This is a genomic window from Colwellia sp. 6M3 (assembly GCF_014077595.1).
Classification (GTDB): Bacteria; Pseudomonadota; Gammaproteobacteria; order Enterobacterales; family Alteromonadaceae; genus Cognaticolwellia.
In genome coordinates this window covers 20,746-37,123 of the sequence record NZ_JACGWF010000003.1, presented here as the reverse complement: position 1 = coordinate 37,123, position 16,378 = coordinate 20,746, and the positions used below count along the sequence as shown (strand labels likewise).

Sequence of the window (16,378 nt, the reverse complement as noted above, 5' to 3'; positions counted from 1 at the left end):
TTATTTTTTAATTTTTTTATAAATGGTTTGTACATGTTCAGTCAATGTCATCTGTGTTGTGTTTAAGTCTACAATTAATCCTGAGCCATACATAGTAAATCCTTTACCTAATATTAAGATTGTTTGCTCTGAGCTGATAATATTTGTTTTTAAGTCCATTTCTAGATTTTTTCCGTGTACTTCCTGTATTAAACTTTCTTCATCAGTGGCGATTAAACGTACGCGATTTTTTAATTTTACACGATTATTATTATATAGCGTGCCTTCATTGGCGGTTATTTGCCAAGTCGGTTTATTGTTTTTTGGATACAAGGTGTAACGTGGGTATTCAAAGTGTGTGACCTCTAATTGAGCATAATGTTCCATTCGTTGGGCTTCAACATTATAGGATAATGGGCCTGTTGATTTGTAAACATCACTGTTGAGGTTTTCAGCAATAAATTCTGGCTGATTGGCACTTTCGAGAATATTGCTGGTTTGTTTTTCTGCGCCAAACCATTCGAGTATGCCGTAGGTTGTTAAGGCGAGTAAAAAAAGTGCTATTGTCGCAATAGTTATGCGATTCATATACTTGCACCTGACGCATTAGCTAAAGTCTGTTGGCTTTGCATAATAAGATCGCAGGTTTCTCGTACCGCACCAAAACCACCGCGGGTATAAGTTATGTAGTCACACAAGTTTAAAATGGCGGGATGTGCATCATTTACTGCAATGCTAAAACCAACATAGTTTAGACAATCGAAGTCAGGCATATCATCGCCGATGTAAGCCACTTGTTCTGGCTTTAACTTTAATGAAGCGAGCATTGCTTTCAACGCTGGCAGTTTGTTTTCTTCGCCTTGCACTATATGTTTTACGTTTAATGCGGTCATACGAGTTTGTACGATATTGGATTTTCTGCCTGTAATTACACCAACATCAACACCACTAGCCCCTAGCGCTTTAATGCCATATCCATCTTTGGTATGAAAAGCTTTTAATTCTTCACCATTGTTACCTAAATAAATACGGCCATCAGAAAAAACGCCGTCAATATCACAAACAAAGAGTTTGATTTTTTGTGCTTTTTGCCAAACACTTGGCGAAACTTTTCCGTATAAACTGTCCAATTTATAGCACTCCTGATTTCAATAAGTCATGCATATTCATCGCGCCAATTGGCTGATTATTATCGTTGACGATAATTAAGCCATTAATTTTTTTGTCTTCCATAATTTTCAATGCTTCTGCCGCTAACATATCTTGTTTAGCTACCAGTGGATTTTTTGTCATTACACTGGTGATGCTATCTTGATGAATATTAATTTCAGCATCTAAAATACGACGTAAATCACCATCAGTAAAAAGACCGACAAGTATGTTGTCACTGTCAACCACAGCCGTCATGCCTAAGCCTTTCAACGACATCTCAACTAAGGCATCTTTTATTTTAGCACTTTGTGTCACCGTTGGGAGTCGTTCATCTTTGTGCATTATGTCGGCTAAGCGTAATAATAATCTTTTACCAAGGCTACCACCGGGATGCGATAAAGCAAAGTCGTCGGCGGTAAAACCACGCGCGTTAAGTAAAGCAACGGCTAAAGCATCACCCATGACTAAAGTGGCTGTTGTGCTTGATGTTGGTGCTAGCCCTAACGGACAAGCTTCTTGTGATACTTTTACACAGACATGGGTATCGGCAAGTTTAGCAAGTGTAGAGTCGGGCTTGCCGGTCATGGCAATTATTTTGGCGCCAATGCGCTTAAGAACAGGAATAATCGCCAATACTTCACCCGTTTCACCTGAGTTAGAAATGGTTAATACGACATCATCAATGGTGACCATGCCAAGATCACCATGACTTGCTTCACCGGGATGAACAAAAAATGAAGGTGTACCTGTACTGGCTAAAGTAGCCGCAATTTTGCCACCAATGTGACCAGATTTTCCCATGCCAATGACGATAACACGACCTCGACAATTAAACATTAGCTCACAAGCCTGTGCAAAGTCGTCGTCGATAAATTGCGTTAACTCAGCAATAGCTTGTTGCTCAATATGAATTACATTCAGTGCTAATTGTTTAAAGTTTTTCATGACTAAAGACCAATTTTTAAGCGTTAATTTGACTAAAAAGTAACACTTGATAACCAATAAAGACGGCTAATAATAGTAACCCTTTCGCGCGCGTGATGCGAAACTTTCCACCACGACTAAAACAAAGTATAAATAATAAGAAGGTGGTTGCTAGCATAAATGGAGCGTCGCGCACGGCAGCGGCGTTATCAATATTGCCTGGAGAAATTAATCCCGCAAGCGACAACACAGCTAATATATTAAATATATTTGAACCAATAATATTACCAAGGGCTAGATCATCTTCTTTTTTAATAATACTCATAATACTGGCTGCTAGTTCAGGTAGGCTGGTACCAATGGCGATTACCGTTAAGCCAATAACAAGGTCGCTAATACCAAAGGCTTTCGCTATAAAAATAGAAGAGTCTACTAAGAAGCTGGCACTTAACGGCAGTAAAATCATACCGACAATAAGCCATATAACCGAGTGCTTGGTACTCACACCATCAGGTACTTCTTGTTCTGCTTCTATTACCATTTTGTCATCAATAGGGTTTTCTTTTGAGCGTTTTAATGTCACGAAGAGTAAGGTCGCAATGTAGAGTACAAAGCCAATAATTAGAATTAAACCTTCATTAAAACTAAAGTTACTATTAGCTAGCATGTATGTTGCTATAGCCGTAATAATTAAAATGAGAGGTATTTCACGTTTGATCGTGGACGATGAGACAGTCAATGGGTTAAACAGTGCAGTTAAGCCAAGAACTAAAGCAATATTGGTAATATTTGAACCTATCGCGTTACCAATGGCGGTATCAGGATTTCCTTGCAAAGAGGCCGTTGCAGCGATCATCATTTCAGGAGCTGAAGAGCCCATAGCAACGATAGTTAAACCAATAATCATTGGAGAAATACCAAGGTTGCGTGCTAATGCCGAAGCACCAAATACAAATTTGTCTGCACTCCACACTAAAATGATTAGTGAAAGTAATAAGATCAAAATTTGAATTAACATTCAAAACTCCTGTTTGGGTAAAAATAATTTTTGATGATGAAATAATATCAATTAAAATAATGAATCAAATCTCTACAGCGGCTTAACTATTATCACTTCGCGTCGGTATTGCTTAATGTCTAATATGCTGTAAAAAACCAGCTAACTCATTTTTTGCATGTATGCTTTACGCTTGAATAATAAACCATTGATGATAACTGATGACAGCCAATTAATACTGATTTGGCGTCATTATATTGCGCAGCGGGCATTATAAACGTTTTCTGATATTATTGGCACGCTGATTGAACATAAATTTGTGAAAATACATTGGTTGATTTTGAATTGCAGATTTAGCTCAAATTACTCACAGTAGTTTGTCATATAAAGTAATGCGCACAAGCACATTTACTCGGCTTGGTTACATTTACATACTTTTACTTACTCTTTTCCTACTAAATATTTACTAATTTGTAATGACTGACGTGTTGCGCTGCGTTAGAATTCCATTATATAAGCAATCATTAACCTGGTGTTATCTCAACTAATATGTCTGAAATTTTAGTTAATATCAAAAACATGACTTTTAAGCGTAACGAACGTGTCATTTATGATGGCATTAGTTTGTCTATTCCTAAAGGGAAGGTTACAGCAATAATGGGTCCTAGTGGTATTGGGAAAACAACCCTGCTGCGACTTATTGGTGGGCAAATCAAACCAGAATCCGGACAAATATTATTTGACGGTCACGATATTCCTAAGCTTTCGCGTAATGCATTATATGAAATACGTAAGCGCATGAGTATGCTTTTTCAAAGTGGCGCATTGTTTTCAGATATGAGTGTTTATGACAATATCGCTTTTCCTATTCGTGAGCATACTGAATTATCAGAAGATGTTATTGAAAAAATGGTGCTAATGAAACTAGAGGCCGTTGGTTTACGTGGTGCAAGAAATTTACGCCCAAGTGAGCTTTCCGGTGGTATGGCTAGGCGTGCAGCACTTGCTCGCTCAATTGCGCTTGATCCAGAATTGATTCTGTATGATGAGCCATTTGCTGGTCAAGACCCTATTTCTATGGGTGTAATTGTGCGTTTAATACGTGAATTAGGTCAAGCATTAGGCTTAACTTCAGTTGTGGTTTCTCATGATGTCCCTGAAGTGATGAGCATTGCCGATTATATCTATATTATTGCGGAACAAAAAATTATTGGTCAAGGTACGCCGGAAGAGATTTACGCTCAAACGTCACCTTTAGTGCAGCAGTTTGTTAAAGGTGAAGCTGATGGTCCTGTACCATTTCACTACCCTGCAGCTTCATATAGCGAAGAATTAATTGGCCAAGGGGTTGATAAGTGAACCAACTACAACTTTTCGGTCGTACTATAATTGACCAAATTTCTGGTTTAGGTAGAGCTTTATTAATGCTGGCCTCTGCATTGATGCATATTCCTAACCCACGTAAGGGTTTTCCGTTATTGATGAAACAACTGTATTCTGTTGGTGTTTTATCGTTAATCATTGTTTTAGTGTCAGGCTTATTTATTGGCATGGTACTCGCCTTACAGGGTTATACTATTTTAGTAGGCTATGGCGCTGAAGCTAGCTTAGGGCCAATGGTGGCATTGTCTTTATTACGTGAACTAGGGCCTGTAGTTGCCGCATTATTGTTTGCAGGTAGAGCGGGTTCAGCATTGACGGCCGAAATAGGTTTGATGAAAGCAACCGAACAATTGTCTAGTCTTGAAATGATGGCGGTAGATCCTTTGCGTCGTGTAGTAGCCCCTCGGTTTTGGGCGGGCTTTATCAGCTTACCGTTATTAGCGGCAATATTTTCAGCCGTTGGTATTCTAGGCGCACACATTGTTGGTGTAGATTGGTTAGGTGTTGATAGCGGCACATTCTGGTCTGTTATGCAGTCACAAGTGTCGTTCGAGAAAGACATTTTAAATGGCATTATTAAAAGTGTGGTGTTTGCTTTTGTGGTTACTTGGATCGCGGTTTACAAAGGTTATTCTTGTGAGCCAACATCTGAAGGTATCAGTAGAGCAACAACCTCTACGGTAGTGCAATCATCACTACTAGTTTTAGGCTTAGATTTTGTATTAACCGCATTAATGTTTGCAAATTAAAATTAGCAAAGCGGTTATTTAGTTAAATAATATTTGAACTTGGTGGAAGACATGGCGTCGAAAAAAATAGAGTTATTGGTTGGTTTATTTGCTGCAATTGGTATTGCTGCATTGTTAATGCTTGCGTTAAAAGTTGCTGATAGCGGTATATCAGGCAGTGGTAGCACTTATCAGCTGTATGCTAAATTTGATAATATTGGTGGTTTAAAAGTCCGTTCACCGATAAAAGTTGGTGGGGTTGTCGTTGGTCGTGTAAGTAATATTGCATTAGATCGAGAAGACTATACGCCAGTGGTCACTTTAGACATTTTTGCAGAATATGACAATTTTTCAGAAGCAACTTCAGTGTCAATTTTAACGGCTGGTTTGTTGGGTGAACAATATGTTGGCTTGTTGCCGGGATTTATTCATTCGTCAGTTGAGACCTTGCAACCCGGTGACTATATCGAAGATACAAAACCGGCGTTAGTGTTAGAAGAACTGATTGGGCAATTTTTATTTGGTCAAGGTAGTGGTGATTAATAATGAATAGTTTGATTAAGCATTTAATTTTATGTATTACTTTTTTAGCCGTCTCAACTGGAGTTAGTGCTGAGGAAGTTAATAAAAAAGATCCTTACCAAATGATTAAAACGGTTGCGGATATTACCTTCAAACGTTTTGCTAATGAACAAGCGGCGATACAAGTAGAACCTAATTTATTGAAGACTATTGTTCGTGAAGAACTTATGCCTTACATAAATTATCAATATGCGGCTTATAAAGTTATTGGCAGTAACTTTAAGAAAACAAATAAAACCGAGCGTGCTGAGTTTGTGCCAGCATTTCGTGAATACCTTATTACTTCTTATGCACAGGTTTTTACTTTATACAATAACCAAAAAGTAGAGTTTGCACCGCCAAAAGATTTTACTGATGAGCGCGTAGTTTCTGTAGCAACTAGCGTTTTAGAGCCTGGACGTCCACCTATTGATATCTCTTTTCGTGTGCGTAAGCATAAAAAAACAGGCGATTGGAAAGCATACGACATGGTTGCAGAAGGTATTAGCTTACTAGACAGCAAGCAGGCTGAGTTAAGCAGCTTAATTCGACAAAAAGGTTTATCGCATGTGACCGAAATGTTGAAAGAAAAAAGTCAAAAAAATATTGAGTTCAAACAATAAATTGAATGAGTTATTTTATGCAAACAAATGAAATAACGTATTAAGGGTTGTTAATTGATTAAAATGATAGATGTCGAACAAGTAGATAAAAAAGCAATTTTTAGTGGTGCATTAACGCGTGCTACAATAACCCGTGCATTTGATAAAAAATACCGTCAATTGGTCAACCAAGAATGTATTGTTATTGACTTGGCTAAGGTAAGCCAGATTGATACAGCAGGCTTAGCCTGGATTCTATTATTGATAGAATTAGCAACAAGTAAATCTTGTAAAATTAGCTTGGTTAATTTGCCTGATGACTTATTAAAGTTAGCAAAATTAAGTGCAGTTGATACATTATTACCGATAGAAAATAACTAATCTAGACGCTATTTGGAGCAGAAAGTGGAAGTAAAAGACATAGAAAAACTCATAACCGATGCGATTGAATTAGACGAAATTCATGTGGCATTTGATGGCTCACAATGTAAAATTATTGCTGTGGCAGATTTTTTAGGTGACTTAAGTCGTGTGAAAAAACAGCAAACTATTTACGCCCCTTTAACACAAGTTATTAATGACGGCCTCATCCACGCGGTTTCTATTAAAACTTTCACAACGTCTGTTTGGCAACGTGAAAAAATGTTTAACTTACCTCTTTAATTCACCCAAACAAAAAAGAACATACTCTTGGACGCATTTAAAATTATTGGTGGAAAACCACTACACGGCGAAGTGACTATCTCTGGCGCAAAAAATGCGGCATTACCTATTCTAATGGCCTCACTATTATCAGAAACGCCGGTTACTTTTTCCAATGTACCAAAGCTTAACGATATAGAAACTACAATTAAATTATTGTCTCAATTTGGTGCTAAATGCCAATGGGTAAATGAGAGTAGTTTAATGATTGATGCTAGTAACATTGACCATTGTCGCGCGTCTTATGAATTAGTGAAAACTATGCGGGCATCTATTCTGGTTTTAGGTCCTTTACTTGCCCGTTTTGGTCATGCTGAAGTGTCATTGCCAGGAGGTTGTGCTATTGGTGCTCGCCCCGTTAACTTACATATTCATGGTTTGAAGTTAATGGGAGCTGACATAGAAGTTGAAAATGGTTATATCATTGCCCGCAATGCTGGTCGACTTAAAGGTGCGACCATTTTTATGGACACCGTTAGTGTTACAGGCACTGAAAACTTAATGATGGCAGCTGCACTAGCTGATGGTGTTACTATCATCGAAAATGCGGCGCGTGAACCTGAAATTGTCGATTTAGCCAACTGCTTAAATAGTATGGGTGCCATCGTTTTAGGTGCAGGTACTGACACTTTAACCATTACGGGTGTAGAAAAACTGCAAGGTGAAAGCTATTCAGTTATGCCTGATCGCATAGAAACGGGTACGTTTTTAGTTGCTGCAGCTGTAACACAAGGTAAAGTAAGGTGTTTAAATACTGATCCTAAAGCTTTAGATGCTGTACTGAGTAAGTTACAAGAAGCGGGTGCGTCAATTACCACAGGTGATGACTGGATTGAGCTTGAAATGACCTCTAGACCCAAAGCGGTTAACATTCGCACTGCACCTCATCCAGCATTTCCAACCGATATGCAGGCACAATTTGTTGCGCTAAATGCTATAGCTGAAGGCACGGCAACTACCACCGAAACAATATTTGAAAACCGTTTTATGCATGTGCCTGAGTTACAGCGCATGGGGGCAAAAATTACTCTTGAAGGTAACACTGCTATTAGTACGGGTGTAGAGCAATTAAATGGTGCTCAGGTTATGGCAACAGATTTACGTGCATCTGCAAGTCTAGTTATTGCTGGGTTGGTCGCAAATACTGAAACACAAGTCGATCGAATTTATCATATTGATCGTGGTTATCAAAAAATTGAAGACAAACTGCAAGCGCTTGGTGCAAATATAACGCGTATTAAAGCCAACTAAACTTCAAAAAAACATTCGAAATAGACCATAAAAAATCCCAGCTACTTGCTGGGATTTTTATTTATCAAGCACAATAAAGTTACTGTTTTGGAACTTCAGCTATGGTGACAGGTAACGTTAATAGTTGATTATTGCGAGAGATCATAAAGCTTAATATGCTTCCTGGAGCGGCCTCTGCGACAACATCTAAACCTTGCTTGGCGTTCAATAACCGAATGTCGTCAATTTGATAAACCACATCACCTGACTGCAATCCAGCTTCGAACGCTGGGCTGTTTGGTGTTATCGCGCCGATAATAAAGCCTTTAAGATTAGTAACAGAGTCATTTGCATCTACACCTAGCCACCCACGAACAACTCGTCCATGCTCAATAATTTTCAGCATAACAGTGCGAGCTAATTGATAAGGCACAGCAAAAAAGATCCCTTGAATATTTAAGTTAGGATTGGCTTGAGTAAATTTTCTTGAATTAATACCCACTAACTCACCGTTAGAGTTGATAAGCGCACCACCAGAATTACCTTCATTTATGGCAGCATCCATTTGAAGAAACTGCAAATAGCTAGTGCTTAAACCGCTTTGTCCTGTTGCACTTACAATACCTTGTGTAACCGTCTGGCCAAGATTTAATGGGTTGCCTATGGCTAATACCACATCACCGACTTGTGAAGTTAATGTACTAATTTGTGGTATTACGGGTAAGTTATTGTCGTGCACTTTCAATACAGCAAGGTCAGTTAGCACATCGTAGCCAATAAGCTCGGCATGAAGTTCTTGACCACGCTGTAATACCACTACAATTAGATCTGCACTTTGCACAACATGATAATTAGTTAAAATATAGCCTTGCTCATGCATGATAACGCCACTGCCTAAACGTGTGACTTTACGTGATTGACGACCATAAGTAGGGTTAACTTGAATATCTTCGGTATATATATTAACCACTGCAGGACCGGCTAAGCGAACCGCCTTGGCATAAGATAACGGTTGTTGGCTCGTCTCTGAAGTAGAGAACACCTTCCAAGGCACTATGTTTTGTTCACGTAGCTCAGGGACTAGTAACAAAAGAACTACAGCAAACATTACACCATAACTGGCAGAACGAAGGATAAATTTAAGGCTATTGATTATTTTCAACGGAATAATTTTTATTGGTCTATTTTTTGTAGATTAACATAAACTCTTTGCCGTAATACAGTTTTCTATTAAGAATATAGGGTGATGTATTTGTAGGTTTTCTTTGTCCAAGTCTGTTTTTTTAAATCATGGTGAATGGGTAAATGAACGAGGAATCGTTAATGTATCATCAACAAATACAGGGTAAACAAGTGCAATTAATTATTATTTAAATGCCAATAGCAATATATTCACGGCTGAGAGTAGGGGGTGAATGTGAAAGGTAAGCGTAGCTTAAACTAAAATGTTATGTGCTTAGGTTAAGCTACGCGATGGTTATTTATATTAATTAAGCTGATTGAATTTATTAAACTTAATTATTGACGTTAATTCATGGCCATATTCAGCACCCTTTTCAGAGTAACGATCTAATTTTTTAACTAAAGCGAATGGGTCATCTGTTTTCATTTTTAATATTCTAAACTCTTTGAACGCATCACCGCGGGCTATAGTACGATAGTAATCGCTAACTGATGCTTTTACTGAAGAATATTCTTTAACCCAGATGGTTTTATCCCCACGTTTTTGTAAGGCAGCGATTCTCGGTTCGTCTTCATCAAACGACCATACACCGAAAATATTATAAGCTTCTCTAAAAAAGCGAGATGTCGCCCAAGAACTTTCCATGGCAGCTTGTGCAATGGCAATACTTTTAGGGTGAGGCTTAAGCGCTCTTAAAAGTTCTGCATCACTAGTTGCTTTATATTCCACTTTTAGGTCAGCTATATCATCGGCGTTATCACCTGATTTTAGTGAAGCTGCAACGTCTTTATACTGCACCATAAGTTCATCGTAGACTTCGTCTACCGCGGGTATTATAAGCGCTTTAAAACGGGCCTTTTTTTCTTGTACTGTCATTTTTGGCAGTGTGGTGTCTTTTGCCGTGTAAAAGTAAATGACTGCTGATACTAAAAATATAGAAATAAGTACAACTAAAATTTTTGATTGAAAAGAGGTTAATTTCATATATAGCCTTTCATTAAATTGTAGGTAACAAGATAGCCTATGATAACACATAAGTTAATCTGCTCGATTATTGACAGTTTATGCTTATATGCATGCATAGCGCTAAAGACTTTAAAGGTAAAATAAGCTTCATTAAATAAGGTTTTTAAATGAGCTTACTGATCTTAAAATATTAGATTTAGTTAGCCGATATCCTGCATGATTTTTTGAACAGACTCGTATCAATAAACTAGTCCAATTGGCAAAGTGCAAACCTTATTTAGGACGGGTCAAACAACTAACATAAAAAAGCCTGTCGATTGACAGGCTTTATCTTGAACTTAACAGTGATGAATAGTCATCAAGTGAACTCAGGTAATATTAACGTATCATTAAAAATAAAGATGAATTGTTCCGTTGAATATTAAGTGCAAAAACACCTTTGTGATCATTTAAGTAGCTGCGTAACTCGCCTATATTATTAATACGTTGACGGTTAATACCATTGATAATGTCGCCTTTTCGAAGACCCAATGAGGCAGCGGGGCTATTATCAGCTATTTCAGAAACGAGTATGCCATTACTCTTATCATCATTTTCTAGTTCAGCGCCATCAAGCATGCGATGTAAACTTACCGCTTCTATTTTAGCCATTTCAGATTTTTTTAGTGTGACGTTATAGGTTTTCTCTTTGCCATCTTTTCTTATCACCGTAATTTTTATGGTTTTTCCAGCACCAATTGAACCAATTTTACCTCTAAGCTCATTAAAGGTTTTAATCATTTTTCCATTAATTTTAGTAATAACATCACCGGCACGTATACCAGCATCATCAGCCGCTGAGTCTTTTGTTACTTGCTCAACAAATGCACCTTGACTCACATCAAGTTCCATTGCTTTTGCAATTTCACTCGTAACGCTGCGACCAGCAACACCTAAAACACCACGTCTAACTTCGCCAAATTCAATAATTTGATTAACTAGGTTTTGTACCATGTTACTTGGAATGGCAAACCCAATACCTACGTTTCCGCCATTAGGACCTAAGATAGCAGTATTAATGCCAATAAGTTCGCCGCGTAAGTTGATTAAGGCACCACCGGAATTACCGCTATTAATAGCCGCATCGGTTTGAATGAAATCTTCGTAATTCTCAATATTTAGACCACTACGACCTAGTGCACTGACTATCCCTGAAGTTACCGTTTGACCTAAGCCAAAAGGGCTACCAATAGCGACAGCGAAGTCACCAACACGTATCCGATCTGAGTCAGCTATTTTAACCGCAACTAAGTCATCTGCTACTATTTGAAGTAAAGCAATATCGCTTGCTTCGTCTCCACCTATTTTTTTTGCTTCAAGTTGACGGCCATCTTTTAAGGTTATTTGAATTTCGTCGGCATCATTTATTACATGGCTGTTAGTCACTATGTAACCTTTATCAGCATCGAGAATAACTCCCGATCCTAAACCACGAAATTGACGTTCTTTTTGTTGGCCTTGATTTTGGCGAGGGTTGCCGAAGAAAAATTTAAAGGCTTCTGGTACACGTTGCTCAACTTCATGAGTGCCACGTACAGAAATAAGTACAACGCCAGGTGTTACCTGTTCCAACATTGGAGCGAGGCTTGGCATTGTTTGACCATTTACAGATTGAGGCATTGCTGCTTGTAAGGGCAAGCTTGCCATGGCAAGGGTAGTGGAAAGTAAAACAGTATTAATTAAAACTGATAAATTTTTCATATAACAGAAAACTCCTAATTAAATTATTTATAAGCAACAGGATTAATACTTGGCTTTATTCGTAGTATTAATCCTGTTGCTTTCACTCAATAGAAGACATGAAATTAAAACATTGGTTCCTAGCTATTTGTAACACTTTGTTTCTTGTCATCAAACAATCCGCTTGGTGCACCTGAATAATCTAACGGAGCCTCCGATGCGGTTTCATCATTTTTACGCAAGTTTTTGTTATGTCGTAAGTTCACGGTTTGCGCTAATTGCTCTTGAGTTTCTTTAGAGAAAAAAGGCATATTTTCAATATTCTCAGGAGTAACCTGTTGCAACAATTGCGTGCTTTGCGACATTTGAGCCATTGCGACTTGGCAAGTGCTATTCATTTGCTCAAGTAAATTTGTTGAATTTTCAAGATGCTCTGCGACATCTAATTTATATTGTGCTAATTCTGATTCACTTTGACTAGCTTTGGCAGCGAGTTTTTGTGTTTCCTGTGCCGATGAAAAAAGCGTTCTGTTAACAAAAAAACCGACAATTGCGCCAACGATAAATAGTCCGAGACCTAAAACAACATTCATATTTCTTTACCTTCATTGTATTCATGGAAAAAATTAGAGAAAATAACCTTCAATCCAATGTAATATAACGTGCTTCACGCTACTTTCCTAATGAATATATTTACAAACAAATATTTTTCAAGTGTAGTATGTGTAAAGGTTATAAAAATAAAGTTAGTACTTATAAAGTGACTGTTAAATGATTAAATTATCTCCAATAGGAAAGTATACTCAAGATTTAACTCGCGATGATTTTCATTTTGATGCAGCTCAGGAAAATGCGGTCAAAAATTTACAACGCTTGTATGACGATTTAATTAGTCAGCCATTACCGGTAACTGGCTTTAAAAAAGTCTTAAATAGTTGGAAGCGCGTTGTTGCTAAACCAGAAGTAAAAATCGTAAAAGGTATTTATTTTTGGGGTGGTGTTGGTCGTGGAAAAACCTATCTAGTTGATACATTCTACGATTGCTTACCTTTTAAAAATAAAATGAGAGTTCACTTTCATCGCTTTATGCATCGTGTTCATGAAGAGTTAAAATCATTGCAAGGACAGTCTGATCCATTAAAACTTATAGCTAAACGTTTTGCTGATGAAACATGCATTATTTGTTTTGATGAATTCTTTGTTTCAGATATTACCGATGCGATGATTTTAGGCACTCTATTTGAAGAATTATTTGCCCACAATGTTACCTTAGTTGCCACGTCAAATATTATTCCCGATGAATTGTATCGCAATGGCTTGCAGCGCGAACGTTTCTTGCCGGCAATAAAACTAATCAATAAATGCTGTGATGTGATCAACGTCGATAGTGGTGTTGATTATCGACTTCGTACTTTAGAGCAAGCTGAGTTATTTCATTTTCCTTTAGACCAAAAAGCGGATGATAATTTAATACATTATTTTCAGCAACTATCGCTTGATGCGGGTCAAAAAAATAAAATCATTACGATTAATAACCGCCCACTGACCACAGTACAGGAATCAGATGGCGTAGTGCATTTTGAATTTTCTACATTATGTGAGTCTGCTCGAAGCCAACGTGATTACATGGAACTAAGTCGCTTGTATCATACGGTTTTATTAGCCAACGTTACTCAGATGGGGGTTGATAATGATGATAGTACGCGCCGATTTATTGCTTTAGTCGATGAGTTTTATGAGCGCCATGTTAAATTAATTATTTCAGCAGAGGTTGCACTAGAGTGCTTATATCTAGAGGGTCGTTTAACCTTCGAGTTCAAGCGCTGCTTAAGCCGACTACAAGAGATGCAGTCACATAGTTATTTAGCTAGCGAGCATTTACCTTAATATTTTTTATGATGGTAAATCTCCGTATGAGTAAACAACAAACAACAATAAAATGAAATTTAAAAATGATTAATAATAAAACAATACTTTTATCCACCGTATTTATTGTGTTTGTATCGATAAGTTTGCCAACTGAGGCTACAGATAATCCATTCAGAAAAGCTTCTGCTATAACAAAAAAATATTTACCTCAAGCTTTTAAAGCTATGTGGCAGAGTGAGTATTTAGTTTGGCGAGCTCAGCTATTCAACTCTGCTTGTAGTCAAAAGCAATTAGGGGTTTCAAACGCGATTAACTCAGGCTTTCCATTATTTAATCAATATATTATTGATCAAGCGATAATGAATGAAGAGCTTACAGACGACAATGACAAGCTATTATTACAAAACACTAATAAGCTGCATTATCTCACTTTTAGTAAAATTTATGCCTTTGCATACAAAAGACGTTTAGAAGTAATTCAACATTACCACCCAGATATCACCAGCAAATTATGCCAACACGCTGCCACAACATCAAAACAATCCCCTGCTGATGAACAGCCAATGTTACCTTGGAAAACTAACCATTTAACTCAACAAAATGTTTGGCGAGCAGATTTATTTTCTATGCGTGTGGTCAATAAGTATTTCACCAGTGCTTTTATTGAGAGACAAGCACCATTTGCTAATATAATTGACGCAGAAATATATGCCAGAATTGCACAAGATGAACAAGCAATAATAGCTTTAACAGAAATTAGTGAGGGCTATCAATATGGCACTTTACTGATGAAAAACATAAATAAGGCGTATAAAAAGGCAACCAATAAACCTTTGACTGACAAATATTGGCGACCCATTTATGCTCAAGATGCAAGCATGTTGGCTAGCCAAGCTTATAAGTTAGCAACCATATCAGCTTTGATGCAAATTAAAGCGCTTTATCCTGAGCTGACTTCACGAATTGAAACTCATATGTCTAGTTATATTAAGCTACAGTTGAGCACGTTAGATGAGAATAAAATGCGTTTGAGTGCCGCGTATAATGCACCTTAGCGTAATATTAACTCTTATTTAGCGTGGAATGGAAAAAGATTAAAAAATAGGCGTGATCTTTTCAACGTTGTTCTGTATAATCCTGCCTCCCTACGTTACAAAGCTTGTTCTTTTTCCAGAGGACCGGCAACGGACTCGATGCTCGAAGGGGCAATAGCGTAGTCTTTTAACGGATAACTTGAGGTTTTCTTAAGTTATTATTTAAGTAACATTTATATAATTGGGTTTTTTAATGAAAACTTTTGTAGCTAAACCAGAAAGCGTACAACGCGAATGGTTCTTAGTGGACGCCGAAGATAAAACTTTAGGTCGTATCGCTACTGAAATTGCAAGCCGTTTACGCGGTAAGCATAAAGCAGAATATACTCCTCATGTAGATACTGGCGATTACATCGTTGTTATCAATGCTGAGAAAGTAAGAGTAACTGGTAATAAAGCGAAGGGTAAAATTTACTACTCGCATACAGAATTTGTTGGTGGTCTTAAGCAAATTAGCTTTGAAAAGCTAATCGAAAAAGCTCCAGAGCGCGTGATTGAATTCGCAGTTAAGGGTATGTTACCTAAAGGTCCTTTAGGTCGTGAAATGTTCCGTAAACTTAAAGTTTACGCGGGTACTGAACATAAACATACAGCACAACAACCACAACTTTTGGAGCTTTAAGCAATGGCTGATAATCAATATTACGGTACTGGTCGTCGCAAGAGCTCAACGGCTCGTGTGTTCATGAAAGCTGGTAGCGGTGCAATCACAATTAACAAGCGTGACATTTCTGTATACTTTGGTCGTGAAACGGCTCGTATGGTTGTTCGTCAACCATTAGACTTAGTTGAAATGTTAGAAAAGTTTGACTTTAACATCACTGTAACTGGTGGTGGTATTTCTGGTCAAGCTGGCGCAATTCGTCACGGTATTACTCGTGCATTAATGGAGTTTGACGAAACTTTACGTAGTGCTCTACGTAATGCTGGTTTCGTTACTCGTGATGCTCGTAAAGTTGAACGTAAGAAAGTTGGTTTACACAAGGCTCGTAAAAAGCCACAATTTTCAAAACGTTAATATTTACGTTATGTATTTCAAAAGCCGGCTTCTGCCGGTTTTTTTATGTTTAAAATTTAGTCAATAAACCACTTCAGCTGCATCATCAACTTTATTCATGTTTAGCATCCCTTACAATTAAAGCGCAATTAACTGCAGTTTTTTTATTTTAAATTAGACTAATAATTTTATGTAGCTAGTCACAGGTACTAACAATGCATTATTTTAAATAACGAATGGTGTACGTAAATAGAAATGGAACTGTGCAAAATAAATCAGATTAGCAGGCAGG

19 protein-coding genes are annotated in these 16,378 nt (G+C 37.6%); 11 read left to right on the top strand and 8 right to left on the bottom strand.

The window, feature by feature from the left end; all coding sequences use genetic code 11:
- Genes lptC through H4J50_RS01245 form a run of 4 tightly spaced genes read right to left on the bottom strand, consistent with a single transcriptional unit; the run spans nucleotide 1 to nucleotide 3,073 of the window.
- On the bottom strand, nucleotides 1-567 hold the full coding sequence (gene lptC / locus H4J50_RS01260; protein WP_108457360.1) for an LPS export ABC transporter periplasmic protein LptC: 567 nt from the start codon (nucleotides 565-567) through the stop codon (nucleotides 1-3).
- Nucleotides 564-1,109 (bottom strand): 3-deoxy-manno-octulosonate-8-phosphatase KdsC, encoded by a 546-nt coding sequence (gene kdsC, locus H4J50_RS01255; protein ID WP_108457359.1) that lies wholly within the window; start codon nucleotides 1,107-1,109, stop codon nucleotides 564-566. The genes lptC and kdsC overlap by 4 nt, the downstream gene beginning before the upstream one ends.
- 1 nt (nucleotide 1,110) lies before the next feature.
- On the bottom strand, nucleotides 1,111-2,076 hold the full coding sequence (locus tag H4J50_RS01250; RefSeq protein WP_182253932.1) for a KpsF/GutQ family sugar-phosphate isomerase: 966 nt from the start codon (nucleotides 2,074-2,076) through the stop codon (nucleotides 1,111-1,113).
- Between the two features lie 16 nt (nucleotides 2,077-2,092).
- Nucleotides 2,093-3,073, bottom strand: coding sequence for a calcium/sodium antiporter (locus H4J50_RS01245; RefSeq protein ID WP_108457358.1), 981 nt, complete (start codon nucleotides 3,071-3,073; stop codon nucleotides 2,093-2,095).
- Between the two features lie 528 nt (nucleotides 3,074-3,601).
- On the opposite strand from H4J50_RS01245, the gene mlaF reads away from it, so the two are divergent.
- The 7 genes from mlaF (at nucleotide 3,602) to murA (ending at nucleotide 8,279) form a co-directional block, all read left to right on the top strand.
- Nucleotides 3,602-4,411, top strand: a complete 810-nt coding sequence (mlaF, locus tag H4J50_RS01240) for a phospholipid ABC transporter ATP-binding protein MlaF (protein ID WP_108457357.1) — start codon at nucleotides 3,602-3,604, stop codon at nucleotides 4,409-4,411.
- Nucleotides 4,408-5,184, top strand: coding sequence for a lipid asymmetry maintenance ABC transporter permease subunit MlaE (mlaE, locus tag H4J50_RS01235; protein WP_108457356.1), 777 nt, complete (start codon nucleotides 4,408-4,410; stop codon nucleotides 5,182-5,184). The genes mlaF and mlaE overlap by 4 nt, the downstream gene beginning before the upstream one ends.
- A 51-nt stretch (nucleotides 5,185-5,235) precedes the next feature.
- Complete coding sequence (gene mlaD, locus H4J50_RS01230; protein ID WP_182253930.1) at nucleotides 5,236-5,706, top strand: outer membrane lipid asymmetry maintenance protein MlaD; 471 nt, start codon at nucleotides 5,236-5,238, stop codon at nucleotides 5,704-5,706.
- A gap of 2 nt (nucleotides 5,707-5,708) precedes the next feature.
- Nucleotides 5,709-6,347 (top strand): phospholipid-binding protein MlaC, encoded by a 639-nt coding sequence (locus tag H4J50_RS01225; RefSeq protein ID WP_182253928.1) that lies wholly within the window; start codon nucleotides 5,709-5,711, stop codon nucleotides 6,345-6,347.
- A gap of 63 nt (nucleotides 6,348-6,410) precedes the next feature.
- A complete protein-coding gene (locus H4J50_RS01220; RefSeq protein ID WP_239059218.1) occupies nucleotides 6,411-6,707 on the top strand; it encodes a lipid asymmetry maintenance protein MlaB in 297 nt (98 codons plus the stop codon).
- A 24-nt stretch (nucleotides 6,708-6,731) separates the two neighbouring features.
- Nucleotides 6,732-6,989, top strand: coding sequence for a BolA family protein (locus tag H4J50_RS01215; protein ID WP_108457352.1), 258 nt, complete (start codon nucleotides 6,732-6,734; stop codon nucleotides 6,987-6,989).
- 27 nt (nucleotides 6,990-7,016) lie between these two features.
- Nucleotides 7,017-8,279, top strand: a complete 1,263-nt coding sequence (gene murA / locus H4J50_RS01210) for a UDP-N-acetylglucosamine 1-carboxyvinyltransferase (RefSeq protein WP_182253926.1) — start codon at nucleotides 7,017-7,019, stop codon at nucleotides 8,277-8,279.
- A 79-nt stretch (nucleotides 8,280-8,358) separates the two neighbouring features.
- Here murA and H4J50_RS01205 read toward each other — a convergent pair whose 3' ends face one another.
- The 4 genes from H4J50_RS01205 to H4J50_RS01190 form a co-directional block, all read right to left on the bottom strand.
- Nucleotides 8,359-9,366 carry a trypsin-like peptidase domain-containing protein gene (locus H4J50_RS01205; protein ID WP_182253924.1) on the bottom strand — a complete coding sequence of 336 codons (1,008 nt, stop codon included), beginning with the start codon at nucleotides 9,364-9,366 and terminating at the stop codon, nucleotides 8,359-8,361.
- A 378-nt stretch (nucleotides 9,367-9,744) separates the two neighbouring features.
- Nucleotides 9,745-10,425 carry a glucosaminidase domain-containing protein gene (locus H4J50_RS01200; RefSeq protein WP_108457350.1) on the bottom strand — a complete coding sequence of 227 codons (681 nt, stop codon included), beginning with the start codon at nucleotides 10,423-10,425 and terminating at the stop codon, nucleotides 9,745-9,747.
- A 360-nt stretch (nucleotides 10,426-10,785) separates the two neighbouring features.
- Nucleotides 10,786-12,147 carry a Do family serine endopeptidase gene (locus tag H4J50_RS01195; protein ID WP_108457349.1) on the bottom strand — a complete coding sequence of 454 codons (1,362 nt, stop codon included), beginning with the start codon at nucleotides 12,145-12,147 and terminating at the stop codon, nucleotides 10,786-10,788.
- 119 nt (nucleotides 12,148-12,266) lie between these two features.
- Nucleotides 12,267-12,719 carry a YhcB family protein gene (locus tag H4J50_RS01190; protein ID WP_108457348.1) on the bottom strand — a complete coding sequence of 151 codons (453 nt, stop codon included), beginning with the start codon at nucleotides 12,717-12,719 and terminating at the stop codon, nucleotides 12,267-12,269.
- 178 nt (nucleotides 12,720-12,897) lie between these two features.
- Between H4J50_RS01190 and zapE the strand changes: the two genes are divergently transcribed.
- The 4 genes from zapE (at nucleotide 12,898) to rpsI (ending at nucleotide 16,107) form a co-directional block, all read left to right on the top strand.
- On the top strand, nucleotides 12,898-14,013 hold the full coding sequence (gene zapE / locus H4J50_RS01185) for a cell division protein ZapE (protein WP_108457347.1): 1,116 nt from the start codon (nucleotides 12,898-12,900) through the stop codon (nucleotides 14,011-14,013).
- Nucleotides 14,014-14,078: 65 nt separating this feature from the next.
- The gene (locus tag H4J50_RS01180; RefSeq protein ID WP_182253922.1) at nucleotides 14,079-15,050 is read left to right on the top strand and encodes a hypothetical protein; all 972 of its coding nucleotides are present in this window, start codon (nucleotides 14,079-14,081) and stop codon (nucleotides 15,048-15,050) included.
- A 232-nt stretch (nucleotides 15,051-15,282) separates the two neighbouring features.
- On the top strand, nucleotides 15,283-15,711 hold the full coding sequence (rplM, locus tag H4J50_RS01175) for a 50S ribosomal protein L13 (protein ID WP_085330301.1): 429 nt from the start codon (nucleotides 15,283-15,285) through the stop codon (nucleotides 15,709-15,711).
- 3 nt (nucleotides 15,712-15,714) lie between these two features.
- Nucleotides 15,715-16,107 (top strand): 30S ribosomal protein S9, encoded by a 393-nt coding sequence (gene rpsI / locus H4J50_RS01170; protein WP_081179230.1) that lies wholly within the window; start codon nucleotides 15,715-15,717, stop codon nucleotides 16,105-16,107.
- The last annotated feature ends 271 nt before the right edge of the window (nucleotides 16,108-16,378 follow it).

Bases quoted from the DNA above. Each gene is read 5' to 3' on its own strand.
- lptC (WP_108457360.1), bottom strand. From the start codon at position 567: ATGAATCGCATAACTATTGCGACAATAGCACTTTTTTTACTCGCCTTA.
- H4J50_RS01250 (WP_182253932.1), bottom strand. From the start codon at position 2,076: ATGAAAAACTTTAAACAATTAGCACTGAATGTAATTCATATTGAGCAA.
- H4J50_RS01245 (WP_108457358.1), bottom strand. From the start codon at position 3,073: ATGTTAATTCAAATTTTGATCTTATTACTTTCACTAATCATTTTAGTG.
- mlaF (WP_108457357.1), top strand. From the start codon at position 3,602: ATGTCTGAAATTTTAGTTAATATCAAAAACATGACTTTTAAGCGTAAC.
- mlaD (WP_182253930.1), top strand. From the start codon at position 5,236: ATGGCGTCGAAAAAAATAGAGTTATTGGTTGGTTTATTTGCTGCAATT.
- H4J50_RS01225 (WP_182253928.1), top strand. From the start codon at position 5,709: ATGAATAGTTTGATTAAGCATTTAATTTTATGTATTACTTTTTTAGCC.
- H4J50_RS01220 (WP_239059218.1), top strand. From the start codon at position 6,411: ATGATAGATGTCGAACAAGTAGATAAAAAAGCAATTTTTAGTGGTGCA.
- H4J50_RS01205 (WP_182253924.1), bottom strand. From the start codon at position 9,366: ATGTTTGCTGTAGTTCTTTTGTTACTAGTCCCTGAGCTACGTGAACAA.
- H4J50_RS01200 (WP_108457350.1), bottom strand. From the start codon at position 10,425: ATGAAATTAACCTCTTTTCAATCAAAAATTTTAGTTGTACTTATTTCT.
- H4J50_RS01195 (WP_108457349.1), bottom strand. From the start codon at position 12,147: ATGAAAAATTTATCAGTTTTAATTAATACTGTTTTACTTTCCACTACC.
- H4J50_RS01190 (WP_108457348.1), bottom strand. From the start codon at position 12,719: ATGAATGTTGTTTTAGGTCTCGGACTATTTATCGTTGGCGCAATTGTC.
- zapE (WP_108457347.1), top strand. From the start codon at position 12,898: ATGATTAAATTATCTCCAATAGGAAAGTATACTCAAGATTTAACTCGC.
- H4J50_RS01180 (WP_182253922.1), top strand. From the start codon at position 14,079: ATGATTAATAATAAAACAATACTTTTATCCACCGTATTTATTGTGTTT.
- rplM (WP_085330301.1), top strand. From the start codon at position 15,283: ATGAAAACTTTTGTAGCTAAACCAGAAAGCGTACAACGCGAATGGTTC.
- rpsI (WP_081179230.1), top strand. From the start codon at position 15,715: ATGGCTGATAATCAATATTACGGTACTGGTCGTCGCAAGAGCTCAACG.